The organism is Empedobacter sp. UBA5528, assembly GCF_002426075.1.
Classification (GTDB): domain Bacteria; phylum Bacteroidota; class Bacteroidia; order Flavobacteriales; family Weeksellaceae; genus Empedobacter; species Empedobacter falsenii_B.
Genome location: NZ_DINY01000065.1, coordinates 96,755 through 110,050, shown reverse-complemented (window position 1 = coordinate 110,050; position 13,296 = coordinate 96,755). Strand labels below are relative to the sequence as shown.

General features: G+C 31.9%; 14 protein-coding genes and 1 tRNA gene. 7 read left to right on the top strand and 8 right to left on the bottom strand.

Annotation, left to right across the window (positions count from 1 at the left end; all coding sequences use genetic code 11):
- Positions 1-22 precede the first annotated feature (22 nt).
- The 3 genes from B4L98_RS14005 to B4L98_RS13995 all read right to left on the bottom strand — a co-directional run bounded on the left by B4L98_RS14005 (position 23) and on the right by B4L98_RS13995 (position 1,025).
- Complete coding sequence (locus B4L98_RS14005; protein WP_180905607.1) at positions 23-451, bottom strand: adenylyltransferase/cytidyltransferase family protein; 429 nt, start codon at positions 449-451, stop codon at positions 23-25.
- 35 nt (positions 452-486) lie between these two features.
- Positions 487-837, bottom strand: a complete 351-nt coding sequence (locus B4L98_RS14000) for a phosphomannose isomerase type II C-terminal cupin domain (protein ID WP_038336510.1) — start codon at positions 835-837, stop codon at positions 487-489.
- A 112-nt stretch (positions 838-949) separates the two neighbouring features.
- Positions 950-1,025 (bottom strand) — tRNA-Phe (locus B4L98_RS13995).
- A 131-nt stretch (positions 1,026-1,156) separates the two neighbouring features.
- Here B4L98_RS13995 and cls point away from each other — a divergent pair.
- Positions 1,157-2,653, top strand: a complete 1,497-nt coding sequence (cls, locus tag B4L98_RS13990; protein ID WP_291059471.1) for a cardiolipin synthase — start codon at positions 1,157-1,159, stop codon at positions 2,651-2,653.
- 34 nt (positions 2,654-2,687) lie between these two features.
- On the top strand, positions 2,688-2,831 hold the full coding sequence (locus B4L98_RS13985) for a hypothetical protein (protein ID WP_168801854.1): 144 nt from the start codon (positions 2,688-2,690) through the stop codon (positions 2,829-2,831).
- Positions 2,832-2,873: 42 nt separating this feature from the next.
- Here the strand turns inward: B4L98_RS13985 and B4L98_RS13980 are convergent, their stop codons facing one another.
- The gene (locus B4L98_RS13980) at positions 2,874-3,512 is read right to left on the bottom strand and encodes an HdeD family acid-resistance protein (RefSeq protein ID WP_291078532.1); all 639 of its coding nucleotides are present in this window, start codon (positions 3,510-3,512) and stop codon (positions 2,874-2,876) included.
- Between the two features lie 174 nt (positions 3,513-3,686).
- Between B4L98_RS13980 and B4L98_RS13975 the strand changes: the two genes are divergently transcribed.
- Complete coding sequence (locus B4L98_RS13975; RefSeq protein ID WP_291078530.1) at positions 3,687-5,012, top strand: hydroxymethylglutaryl-CoA synthase family protein; 1,326 nt, start codon at positions 3,687-3,689, stop codon at positions 5,010-5,012.
- Positions 5,013-5,046: 34 nt separating this feature from the next.
- Here the strand turns inward: B4L98_RS13975 and B4L98_RS13970 are convergent, their stop codons facing one another.
- On the bottom strand, positions 5,047-6,471 hold the full coding sequence (locus tag B4L98_RS13970; RefSeq protein WP_291078529.1) for an MATE family efflux transporter: 1,425 nt from the start codon (positions 6,469-6,471) through the stop codon (positions 5,047-5,049).
- 200 nt (positions 6,472-6,671) lie between these two features.
- Between B4L98_RS13970 and B4L98_RS13965 the strand changes: the two genes are divergently transcribed.
- Together B4L98_RS13965 and B4L98_RS13960 are read left to right on the top strand one after the other, a co-directional pair.
- Positions 6,672-8,786: a prolyl oligopeptidase family serine peptidase gene (locus tag B4L98_RS13965; protein WP_125349177.1), complete on the top strand. Its 2,115-nt coding sequence runs from the start codon at positions 6,672-6,674 to the stop codon at positions 8,784-8,786.
- Between the two features lie 79 nt (positions 8,787-8,865).
- Positions 8,866-9,915: an NAD(P)-dependent alcohol dehydrogenase gene (locus tag B4L98_RS13960; protein ID WP_219034651.1), complete on the top strand. Its 1,050-nt coding sequence runs from the start codon at positions 8,866-8,868 to the stop codon at positions 9,913-9,915.
- Between the two features lie 61 nt (positions 9,916-9,976).
- On the opposite strand, the gene B4L98_RS13955 is transcribed toward B4L98_RS13960, so the two are convergent.
- Positions 9,977-10,198, bottom strand: coding sequence for a hypothetical protein (locus tag B4L98_RS13955; protein WP_125349179.1), 222 nt, complete (start codon positions 10,196-10,198; stop codon positions 9,977-9,979).
- Positions 10,199-10,228: 30 nt separating this feature from the next.
- A complete protein-coding gene (locus B4L98_RS13950; RefSeq protein WP_286495840.1) occupies positions 10,229-10,486 on the bottom strand; it encodes a hypothetical protein in 258 nt (85 codons plus the stop codon).
- 306 nt (positions 10,487-10,792) lie between these two features.
- Here B4L98_RS13950 and B4L98_RS13945 point away from each other — a divergent pair, with 306 nt between their 5' ends.
- A complete protein-coding gene (locus tag B4L98_RS13945) occupies positions 10,793-11,875 on the top strand; it encodes a hypothetical protein (RefSeq protein ID WP_286495841.1) in 1,083 nt (360 codons plus the stop codon).
- Complete coding sequence (locus B4L98_RS13940) at positions 11,859-12,488, top strand: hypothetical protein (protein WP_291078526.1); 630 nt, start codon at positions 11,859-11,861, stop codon at positions 12,486-12,488. The genes B4L98_RS13945 and B4L98_RS13940 overlap by 17 nt, the downstream gene beginning before the upstream one ends.
- On the opposite strand, the gene B4L98_RS13935 is transcribed toward B4L98_RS13940, so the two are convergent.
- Positions 12,428-12,985 carry a 5-formyltetrahydrofolate cyclo-ligase gene (locus tag B4L98_RS13935; protein WP_291066275.1) on the bottom strand — a complete coding sequence of 186 codons (558 nt, stop codon included), beginning with the start codon at positions 12,983-12,985 and terminating at the stop codon, positions 12,428-12,430. The two genes, B4L98_RS13940 and B4L98_RS13935, sit on opposite strands and share 61 nt — an antisense overlap.
- Between the last annotated feature and the right edge of the window lie 311 nt (positions 12,986-13,296).

Here is a 13,296-nt window from a genome sequence, read left to right as displayed (position 1 = left end):
AAACTCTAACCTTACTCCATTTTTATTTTACAACTTTAAGAAGTTCTTTTTCAGCAACCACTTTTCTAAGTCCGGAACTTGAGAAACGGTGGTCTCTTGAATTGTAATACAATTCGATTCCTTTTTCTTCACAATATTTACGTCCTGTAAAGTTTTTGTCTTGGTATTCAATCCCTAAAATACGCACATCGATTTTGAAAGATCTCAAAACGTCTTCCAAATCTTCTTCTGTTGCATAAGGCACAATTTCGTCAACAAATTTGCAACCTTTTAACTGAATGTAACGTTCTACAACAGTTTGTGTTGGTTTGTTTTTTTCTGGTCGATCTAATGTTGGATCTGTTTGTAAACCTACAATCAAATAATCGCAATGTTGTTTTGCGTCTTCTAGCATTTTGATATGTCCCGCATGAAGCAAATCAAAAGCACTAAATGTAATTCCGATTTTCATAGTCAATTAGTTTAGTCTTTTATAGTTAGTTTTTATTAATCTTCAGATGATCGGTTGTAATCATCTTCAATTCGAATGATGTCTTCCTCACCAAAATACGTACCATGTTGAACTTCGATAAAAATTAGAGTCTCATTACCTATGTTCTGAATACGATGTTTTGCTTTTAATGGAATAATAACGACTTCACCCGCTTTGTATTCATATTCTTTATCATCAAGTGTTACCATTGCAGTTCCCTGAACAATTGTCCAAACTTCCGCACGATGATTGTGATATTGGTAAGACAAACGCCCGCCAACATTCACTTCTATTCTTTTTAATTTATATATATCGGTGTCCTCTAATACGTAGTACGAACCCCAAGGTCTATTTCCTATTTCCATGTTTTACGCAATTTACGGAATATTTAGATACAACTCTAAAATACTCGATGAATAAATTGTTATGTTCATTCAAAAAAAAAACCTCAAACACATGCCTGAGGTTTTATAAATGTGGTGGTGCCTCCAGGAATCGAACCAGGGACACAAGGATTTTCAGTCCTTTGCTCTACCAACTGAGCTAAGGCACCGTCATTTTGGATTGCAAATATAAGAAGGTTTGTTTTATATTTCCAAAATTATTTTTAAATATTTTCTATTAATTTTTTAAGGAATTGATTTTTATTCATTTATTTTTATAAAAATTACGAATTGGTAACAAATGGAATGGTCAATCACACTTTTGCACATCTGGAATTTTATCAAAGAATGGTATTGGGTTCCGCTTACCGTCCTTTATATAATGGTGATTGTTACTATTTTGATCGAAAATCGAAACCCTACTAAAACAATTGCATGGATACTGGTGATTGTTTTTCTACCGTTTATTGGAATAATCTTATATTTTTTCTTTGGACAGAAATTTAAAAAAGATGAATTTTTTAAACGTATAGATAAGAATCATCAAAAAATCATCAATGAAAAATGGGCTGAAATGGATCAATTTGTTCACGATGATTTAGATAAAGTAAATGCAAGAATTGGTTCTTTGTCACAGGTTTATCGTTATTTAAATAATGCAAGAGTTGCTTATCCTGCAACAAATAATAAAGTAAAGTTGTTGACAAATGGAGAAGAAAAATTTCCTCTTTTTTTGGAAGCTTTACGTGAAGCTAAAAATCATATTCATCTCGAATATTACATTTTTGATGAAGATCATATTGGAAATGAAATCATTGATATTCTGATTGAAAAAGCTAAAAATGGTGTAGAAGTTCGTGTAACTGCGGATGATTTTGGATCATCAAAACTGAATAAACATCACTCAAGATTTGATGGAACAGGTGTGGAGTTTCAAACATTTTTACCTGTTCGATTTTCTTCTTTGGCAAATTCTAATTACCGTAATCACCGTAAAATTTTGATTGTTGATGGTAAAAAAGCATTTTTAGGAGGAATTAACATTAGTGATAAATACATCAATCAAAATGGTGTAATAAGTCCAAATAATAAGATTTATTGGCGTGATACTTCTGTGATGATTGAAGGAGATTCTATCAATAGTTTGCAATTGCATTTTTACTTAAATTGGATGATGACGGAAGGCAAAAAGTATAATATTTCTGATTCAAATTATTTTTACAATTCTCAAAGTAAGATTTTTGAAGATGCTGCAACTGTTAGTTTCGGACTTTCTTCGCCTGGTAGTGATGTACATTCGGCAATGGAAGCGATGATTTTGGCAATTACTTTAGCGAAAAAGAAAGTGCAATTGTGTACACCATATTTTATACCAAGTGACGAATTTAAGACAGCGATGATGATTGCTGTTTCGAGCGGAGTAGAAGTGGAGTTGATTATCCCTAAAAAAGGCGATTCTATTGTAGTGCAACAAGCGTCATTATCATTCCTAAAACCTTTGATGAAGCGGGGTGTAAAAGTTTATTTATACGAAAAAGGATTTATTCACGCCAAAACAATAACGGTTGATGATAAATTGGCTTTTATTGGAACAGTGAATTTAGATTATCGTAGTTTTATGATTAATTTCGAGATTACTTCGGTGATTGAAAATGCAACGTTATTGCAACAAATGAGTGCTCAATTTGATATAGATAAAGAGGATTCAGAATTATTAACTATTGAAAAATGGGAAAATAGACCTTGGTATAACCGTGCGTTTGCATCGATTTGTAGATTATTAGCACCGATATTGTAAATATTTATTATATTTAATTTTAAATCAAGGTAATATGAAAAAGCTATCTTTGTTATCAATTGGAAAAATTGCTATAGGTGCAGTTCTAGCTTATGGTTTTCTAAATTTTATAGATCAACCAGATGTTATGATTGAATCTTTTAAAACTGGATTTTTAGAAGGAATCTTAGGAAAATAAAACAAAAACCTCCACTTCAATTAAAGTGGAGGTTTTTGTTTTTTATTGATTTTTAAAATCTTCGATTTCTTTTCTAATTTCTTCATATCGACTTCTCAAATCGTCTGAAATATTATTCGGGATATCTTTTATTTTCTTCAATTGAAGCGAAATAAAAATAGCAAATAATCCTGATGAAATTACAGCTAATCCAAGCCAAGCTACTGCTGTTAAACCTGCTAATTGTGGAGATGATAATAAAATTAGGGAAATGATTAATCCAATAATAGCTAAGAACAGAGAAATTCCCCAATCTTTTACGCCATAATTTTTTAGGTCGAAAGCATAACTAATTCCAGAAATTGAGCGGAATAACACTAAGAACCCAACATAATAAGCAAAAACTTCTAAGCTTAAAATAGGATTAACAACTAACATAAATCCAACAATTGTTGTGATAATTCCATACGTTAATGTCCAGCCCCAACTGTCAATTTCATCTTTATTTGAGATCGAAAAAACAATTTCCGAAATTCCAGAGAATAAAAAAGATACAGCAAAAAATACTGAAAGTGCAACATACGATGCTGTTGGAAATGCGAATGTATAAATTCCAAGTCCAACGAATAATAATCCAATGATTAATAAAATCCACCAATATTTGACAGAATTTTTGATTGATTTGTAAAAAGTACGAGCCATTTTGAAAAAAAAATATTTAAAATTATAGACTTAAAATTAAGAAATATTCTAATTAAACCTCTATTTTTTTGTTTTTTTATAATGATTATTGATTTCTTAAAATTCAGGATTTATTTCATGCTTACTAAAAATTAAATACTCTTAACTTTGAAGTTCGCTTAAAAATCAACGAAAATGAAGTATGGAATAGAGGCGGCTTCTATCTACGTTCCGCATATATATTTACCAATAAAAGATTTAGCAATTCAGCGCAATATTGATCCTGATAAACTTGAAATAGGATTAGGATTAAAAAAAATGTCTGTTTTAGATGTTCATGAAGATACAGCAACTATCGCTGCGAATGCTTTGTTGAAATTAATCACAGATTTTGATATAAATCCAACTGAAATCGGACGAATTTATTTAGGAACAGAAAGCGCTTTAGATGGAGCAAAACCAACCGCAACTTATGCAGTACAATTGGTAGAATCTGTTTTGGCTAAACAATTTGGTGAACGACCTTTTAGACATACAGATGTTGTGGATATGACGTTTGCGTGCGTGGGTGGAGTAGATGCGATGCACAATTCTATCGATTATGTTCGTGTAAATCCAGCTAAAAAAGCAATTGTAATTGCAGCCGATTATGCAAAATATGGCTTAGAATCGACGGGAGAATATACGCAAGGTGCTGGTGCAGTAGCGATGTTAATCTCGAATCAACCAGATTTGATTGCGTTTGATAACAATTGGGGAATTGGAATGGAATCTGTTTTTGATTTCTTTAAACCACATCAATCAACTTCTGATGAAGCGATTTTGAATGCTTTAGGAACAACAAAATCTGAAATCGAAATCTTTTCTGATGAACCCGTTTTTGAAGGGCAATATTCTAACGAATGTTATAAAAACAGAGTTAGAGAAGCTTATTTCAACTTTAAAGATGAGGCTAAAATAGAAGGTAAATTGTACGAAAGTTGGCGATATATTGCTTTTCACTTGCCTTATGCATTTCAAGGAAAAAGAATGTTTTCGGATGTTTTTGCATTAGAAAATGGTCAAGATAATTCGAATGATAACTTAAAAATTGTTGCGAAATCGGATGAATATAAAGCGTTAATCAAAGAAAAAGTAGAACCAACTCAACGTGCTTCTTCGGAGATCGGAAATATGTACACAGCTTCTGTTTTCACGGCATTTTTATCAGCTTTACAAGTGAGTGCTGATAATGATGAAGAGTTGAATGGAAAAACTGTTGGATTTATTGCATATGGTTCTGGATCTAAATCAAAAGTTTTTCAAGGACAAATTGGCGAAGGTTGGAAAAATGTGATGAATAAAATAGATTTGTTCAATTATTTGAATCAAAGAGAAGCGATTTCTTTTGAACAATACCAAGATTTACACAATAAAAATCTGAAAACATCAATCAATGCTTCAAAAGGATTTGCTTTAGATCGCATTGAAACTGAAATTCCAGATTTGAAAGGTGCAAGATATTATACTTTTAAAGGATAAAACATAAAAAAATCCGCTCATTTGAGCGGATTTTTTATACTATTTTCTGCTTCCATTTCCCTCGTTTAAAGAGAATAAATGCTAAAATTGCAATAAACGTTTCCGAAACAGGAATTGCTATAAAAACGCCTTCTTCCTTCAAATTGAAATGATACGTTAACATATACGCTAATGGAATTTGGAATAACCAAAATCCAACAAAATTGATAATCGTTGGCGTCATTGTATCGCCCGCGCCGTTAAAAGCATTCATCATTACCATTCCAATTCCGTATAATAAAAAACCAGTTGCCAAAATGTACATTCCTTCTTTTGCAACAATTTTGATATGTTCTTCTGTTGTAAAAATTGAAACTAAATAATTACTTAATCCATAGAATATAACACTTACAATCAACATGTAGATGATATTAAATTTCATGGTCATAAGGACTGATTTTTCTGCTTTTTCGGGATCTTTATTTCCTAAGTTTTGACCAACTAAAGTTGCCGCAGCATTACTCAATCCCCAAGCAGGTAACATAAAAAACATCATCAGTCGTAAAGCTGTTTGATAACCAGAAGACGCAATTTCTCCACCAGATTGAGCAACAATTCGCGCAAGAATAATCCAACTACAACTTGCAATAATATATTGTACAATAGCAGGAACTGCAATTTTTACAATATTGATAATTAGTTTAGATTTTGGAACGAAATAACTCCATTTGATTTGAATTAATGAATCTTTTTTCGTTAAACCATACAATTGATAAACCACACCACCACTTCTACCAATTGCAGTAGCTAAGGCTGCTCCTTCTAATCCCATTTCAGGAAAAAAGAACCATCCGCGAACAAGAATTGGACACAGAATAATATTTATTCCGTTAGCTAACCACAAACTTTTCATCGCAATTGCTGCATTTCCAGCTCCGCGAAAAATTCCGTTAATCAAGAATAATAACACAATTGATAAACAACTTGCCATCATTATTTTAGTGAAATTCTTCCCGTATTCTGCGGCTTGTTCGGTTGATCCCATCCAAATCAATAAATCTTTGGAGAATATAAATCCGAAAATACTCAACAGAATTGTAATGATTATCGATAATAAAATTGCTTGCGAAGCACTTTCCGAAGCTTTTTCGGGTTTCTTTTCTCCAATTCTTCGTGCAATAATGGCAGTTGCAGCCATACTTATTCCTATTGAAATCGAATAAACAATTGTTAATAAAGATTCTGTAAGACCAACGGTTTGTATGGCGAAAGCGCTTTCTTTTAAATGTCCTACAAAATATAAATCGACCAATGCAAAGACAGATTCCATCACCATTTCGAACATCATCGGAATTGCTAATAGAAAGACTGATTTTTTGATTGGTAACGCGGTTAAATCTAAGTTTTCGCTTGAAAAAGATTGTTTAATCAACGAAAAAATAGACCCAATTTTGGCTGTTAAAGACTTTTCTAAAGTCATTTTTTTTTGGTTTTTCAAATTAAAAATACTTGATAAATTTTTAAATCAAAATGAATTTAACGTTAAGTTGCCGCGAAGTTTTAAGTATTCATTTCAATTAAAATCTGAGAGGATTTTGCGCAAAATTAAATCATTTTTTTCAATACCAATTTATCTTTTTGATTTTATTATCTTTACCAAAACAGCTATACTAAGAAGAAATGAAAAAAACTGCTTTTATTTTATTTAATGTTGCCCTTATGGTAGGAGTGAATGCACAGAGTTATAAGAAAAAGTATCCAGATACAAAAAAAATTGATCATGTTGATACGTATTTTGGAGAGAATGTACAAGATCCATATCGTTGGTTGGAAGACGATTTGTCTGAGGATACTAAGAAATGGGTAATCGAACAAAATAAAGCAACTTATGCTTATTTGAATGAAATTCCATTACGCACGCAATTGAAAAAATCGTTGACAGATATCTGGAATTACGAGAAAATTTCGACTCCTTTTAAAGAAGGAGATTATACGTATTACTACAAAAATGATGGTTTACAACAACACTCAGTTTTGTACCGTAAATTAGGTGAAAACGGAACGGAAGAAGTTTTTTTAGATCCGAATAAATTCTCGAAAGATGGTTCTGTTTCGTTGGCTGATGTTAGCTTTTCTAAAGATGGAAGCTTAGTTGCCTATTCTATTTCAGAAGGTGGATCGGACTGGAGAAAAGTAATTGTTTTGAATGCAAAAGATAAAACACAAGTTGGAGAAACATTGATTGATGTTAAATTCTCTGGAACAGCTTGGAAAGGAAACGACGGTTTCTACTATTCGTCTTATGATAAACCAAAAGGATCTGAATTATCTGAGAAAACAGATCAACACAAATTATATTACCACAAATTAGGAACAGCTCAGAAAAAAGATCAATTGATTTTTGGAGGAGCAGAAACACCTCGCCGCTATGTTGGTGCTTATTTGACGGATGATGAGCGTTTCTTAATTATTACAGCTGCAAATACAACAACTGGAAATGAGTTGTATTATCAAGATTTGTCTCAAGCAAATAGCCCAATCAAAACAATTGTGAATAATTTTGATACAAATACTTCTGTGATTGATAACGATGGAGAGACTTTCTACATTTTTACAAATAACAAAGCACCAAACAATAAAGTAGTTAAAGCAACTATTTCTGATTTGAGCGAAGCTGCTTGGAAAATAGTTATTCCAGAAACTGAAAATGTATTATCTGTTTCTACAGGAGGAGGTTATTTATTTGCTAAATACTTAAAAGATGCAATTTCGGTTGTGGAGCAATACAAATATGATGGATCAAAAGTCCGTCAAATTACATTGCCAGGCGTTGGTTCTGCATCAGGATTTGGAGGAAAAAAATCAGAGAAAGAAATCTATTTCGGATTTTCAAATTATATCACACCATCTACAAGCTACAAATACAATGTAGAAACGGGATCTTCGGATGTTTACATTAAACCAAATGTAAAATTTAATTCAGATGATTACATTTCTGAACAAGTTTTTTATACGTCAAAAGATGGAACAAAAGTTCCGATGATTATTACGTATAAAAAAGGATTGAAGAAAAATGGTAAAAATCCTACAATCGTTTATGGATACGGAGGATTCAATATTAGTTTAACGCCAGGATTTAGTCCAGCAACTGCTGCTTGGATTGAAAATGGTGGAGTTTACGCTGTTCCAAACCTACGTGGAGGTGGAGAATATGGTAAAAAATGGCACGATGGAGGGCGTCAATTCAATAAATTGAATGTTTTTAATGATTTTATAGCAGCAGCAGAATATTTACAGAAAAACAACTATACTTCGCCAGATTATACTGCATTATCAGGAGGATCTAACGGAGGATTATTAGTTGGAGCAACAGAAACAATTAATCCAAAAGTAGCAAAAGTAGCATTGCCTGCGGTTGGTGTTTTGGATATGTTACGTTATCATACATTTACTGCTGGTGCAGGTTGGGGCTATGATTACGGAACAGCTGATGATAGTAAAGAAATGTTCGAGTATCTAAAAGGATATTCACCAGTTCACAATGTAAAAGAAGGAACATGTTATCCTGCTACATTAGTCACAACAGGAGATCATGATGATCGTGTAGTTCCTGCGCATTCGTACAAGTTTGCGGCAAATTTACAAGCGAAACAAGCGTGTGATAATCCAGTTTTAATCAGAATTGAAACGAAAGCTGGTCACGGAGCAGGTCGTTCGACAGAAGTTGTGATTAATGAAACAGCTGATAAATATGCATTCACTTTGTGGAACATGGGAATCAAAAAATTGAAATAATTATAATTTAATTCATTCAAAACCATCTGATTATTCAGGTAGATTTTTTAATTTTATAGGATTAAAAATTTTAAAAATAATGAACACAAAAACATACGCAGCGTTTAATGAAACTGATCCATTAGCGCCACACACAATAGAACGTCGACATTTACATGCGAAAGATATTTTTATAGATATCGAGTATTGTGGAGTTTGTCACAGCGATATTCATACAGCGAAAGGCGATTGGGGAAAACCAAATTATCCAGTTGTTCCAGGGCACGAAATTATTGGTCGAGTAAAAGAAATTGGTTCTGATGTAACAAAGTTTAAAGTTGGAGATTTGGTTGGAGTAGGTTGTATGGTAGAATCTTGTCAACATTGTCATTCTTGCGACGAAGGTTTGGAGCAGTATTGTGAAAATGGTTTTACAGGAACGTACAATTCTAAAAACTCGAAACATGGTGGAATCACTTACGGTGGTTATTCAGAAAACATCGTGGTAGAAGAAGATTTTGTGCTTCACGTACCCGAAAATATCGATGTAAAAGCTGCTGCGCCATTGTTGTGTGCGGGAATTACAACGTGGTCGCCTTTGCGTCACTGGAATGTAAAATCGGGCGATAAAGTTGGTATAATTGGTCTTGGAGGTTTGGGACATATGGGTGTTAAATTTGCAAAAGCAATGGGTGCACATGTTGTAATGATTACAACATCTGAGTCTAAAGGTGAAGATGCAAAGAAACTTGGAGCTGATGAGGTTTTGATTTCGAAAGATGCAACACAAATGAAAGCGCATGCAAATTCATTTGATTTTTTATTGAATACAATTCCTGTAAAACACGATGTTAATCCATATTTACAATTATTAAAATTAGATAAAACAATGTGTATGGTTGGAGCTATCGAGCCTTTAGATGCTGTTCACGGAGGTTTATTGATTATGAAACGTCGTAATTTAGCAGGATCTTTAATTGGAGGAATCAAGGAAACACAAGAAATGTTAGATTTTTGTGGAGAACATAATATTGTGTCTGATGTCGAAATGATCGATATTCAAAACATTAATGAAGCTTACGAGCGAATGATGAAATCTGATGTGAAGTACCGTTTTGTGATTGATATTAAATCATTGAAAGAATCTTAATCTTAGATATAGAAACAAAAAAATCCGCTTAACGAGCGGATTTTTTTTGAGTTTTTAAGTTCTATTTCGCAACAGAATCTTTTGTTGTTCCTGCTGGATTTACAGTTTTCGAAGAATCTACCGTAACTCCTTCTACAGAATCTGCCGAAGGAATTTCTGCTTTTTCAACATTTACAGAATCTTCAATAACTGTTGTTGGTTCTCCTACACTTGTTGGTTCTTGTTTACAAGAAATTGCTGTGAAAGAAATCGCTGCGAAAGCGAATAACGCTAATTTTTTCATTTGATTTTTTTGTTTAATCTATTCTACAAATTATTTTTTCTCTGTTGTTGTAGTCGTAGTTGTTTCAACTTTTACAGGAGTTTCTTTTACAACTGCCGAATCTTTGATAACAACAGAATCTTTTCCTACAGAGTCAATTTTTACAGAATCTTCGATTGTTGTAATCGTGTCATTTTTTACTTCTGTTTCAGTTTTTGTTTCTTTCGATCCAAATAAATTACAAGATGTTAGACCAAATGAAGTTCCGATTACTCCTAATACGATTACGTTTAATGCTAATTTTTTCATAACTTTAATTTTTGATATGTTTAATTGATTTTTTTTTCTTGATTTTTTCAATCATTTTGTTGAACCAAAGTTAAGCAGACATCAAAGTTTTTTGAAGTAAAATAGTTGTAAGATGATTGTAATCCAATCATCTAATATTCAACAAATGTTTTACAACAAAAGAAATCATTTAACAAAGCATTAATAAAGAAATACAACTCAACATATCAAAAAAATTATTTTATTTGTAGTTGTATTAAAAGAAAATTTGTAAAATCGAAATTATTTTACAAAATATTGAAAACCAACTTTATAAATTTTATTTTTTTGAGCAAATTTACAGATATAGAAATTTTCGAAATTCTGAAAAAAACGATTTCAAATCGATTTTTGGAAGAAAATTCTGCTCAATCCGAAAATATCTCCGATTGGAAGGGGCAAGAAATTACATCTTTTCAAGACGATTTATTCAATAAAACCAGATCTACTGTTAGTGAAAAATGGTTTTATACGTATTTTAAGTCAGATTTTAAGAAACTTCCGCGTATTGATATGCTCAATCTTTTGGCACAATATTGTGGATATAAAAATTGGGCACACTTTCTTAATGTTCAGAAAATCGAACATTTTGGTCCAAATAAGACTGAAGAATCGACGATTGAAGCAACAGAAAACGAAAATTTTTCATCAGAACATATAATTCCAGAAGAATCTGAAGTAGAGATTCCAGCAGAAGTTAAACCATCAACAGAAAAAGAAATAATTCCGGTAAAAGAGAAAGTTGCTAAAACAAAACCTAAGCTAAAATTGATTTCGATAATAGCAGCAGCAGTTGTTTTGTTGAGCGGAATTGGAGCAACTATTTATTATTCAATTTTTGGTCAGCGAGAATATGAATTTTGTTTTGTAGATTCGGATAGACAAGCTGCAATTACCAATTCTGTTGAGGTTACAATTATTAGAGATGGTTTTACGCCACTTTATTTATCAACGAAAACAGGTTGTATCAAATTCGAATCGCAAAAAGATACAATCAAGATGTTTGTGAGTTCACCTTATTATAAACAAGATACGTTTAAGGTTAATTTGCATCAATATAATCAGCCAGAAAAGCTTTTGTTAGAGCCAGATGATTATAAAATTATGCTGTATTATTATTCGAATTCAGCAAAAGATCTGAAACAACGAATTTCTAAGCTAAATCAAATGATTGCGGATGATGCGTTGATTTATCAAGTGTATGACAATGATTTTTTTGGTGTAGAGATTCTTTCGAAACAACAATATATCAATTTAGTTACAATGCCTACGACATCGTTAAAGAATTTTTCTTTGATCGAATCGGAAAGGAAAAATGGAAAAATTGTGAAATTAAAATTTAAAATCCAGCAAGATGAGAACGATAAGTAAAATAGTTCAGTTTAGCATGATATTGCTGATGAGTGTTTGGATGATATTTTCGTGCAAAGACGATAAATATAAAGGAGATTATAACCCAGAAGCGATAAAAGGTTACAAAAACGAAGCATCGACAGTAAGTAATAAAATGGATTCGGTAGAAGCTGTAAATTTTATTGCAAAACAAAAATTGCGCGAGTTTTTCGAGCTTTCGGCGCTGGCATCTAATACCAATGATACGGTTGTTGATAGTTTGTTGAGAGATCAATTGTTATCTTATTTTCCTAAAAAAGATACGACCGAAATATTTTCGTTATTGAGAGAACTTCGTTCGAAAAAAGTAACATTTACTTCCGTTTCTAAATTTGCAATTTTACCAAAAGATTCGATTACACCAGACTCTATCAAGCGAATTGCATATACAATTAATTATTTCAATTCGGATAAAAAGTTAATCGAAACCAATAATCATGTTGGTGTATTTGTGCTAAAACAAGAGCCGATCAAATTTCAACGAGAGTTTAAATTCTATTTCAGAACGTTAAATGAAAAACAAGACTCAATTCAGAAGGATTCAATTTCGTCTGGAGTAATACAAAAATCAAGAGGAAAATCGCCGAAATAAGCGTCTTCAATATATTCAATAGGTCTAAAATAAGTTAGACCTATTTTTTTTGAATTAGGTTTACATCTTGCCAAAAACTTATCATAATATCCGCCACCGTATCCGACGCGATTTCCTTTTTTATCGGCAACGAACATTGGAATAAAAATAACATCAATCGCTTTTGAATCAATTTCCGAATACTGAGTGGGTTCTGGAATTTGAAGTGAATTTAAAATCGTTTCGAAACCTTTTTCTACTTTACAATTAATCATATCATCGCCAACAACCAATGGTAAAACCACCTCTTTTTGCTGTTGAAATAGCCAATTTATGATCGGATAAGTATTGATTTCGTTGTTTTTTTCGATAGGTAAGAAAATATGAAAAGTCTGATCTGTAGAAAAATCCAATTGTTTGATGTGTTCAAAAATTTGCTCACTGAAACTATTCACTTCTTCTTTGGTGAATGATTTTCTTAACGTTCGGTAATATTTTCTAGCTTCAGACTTTGTCATTTCTTCGTAGTTTGATACGAAGTTAAGAAATTATTAAAGTAAAAAAGTAGAGAGTAAGAAATTCAATTAATTCAGAAAAACTAATACAAAAATAAAACAAGCGATTGCCATAAATAACAATAAGTTAACAGGTTTTACTTTCATTTTACTAAACAAAGACTTTTTGTAAGTTTTGTGAATTCTCTTCGGTTTTGACATTTTTAATTTCGTTATCAATTCTATTATCTAGATGCAAATATGGTAAAAAGGTTGCTTATAAAAAATGCGGGAAACCGTAATTGTCTTTTATGTGGTTGTGTATTAATCCAATA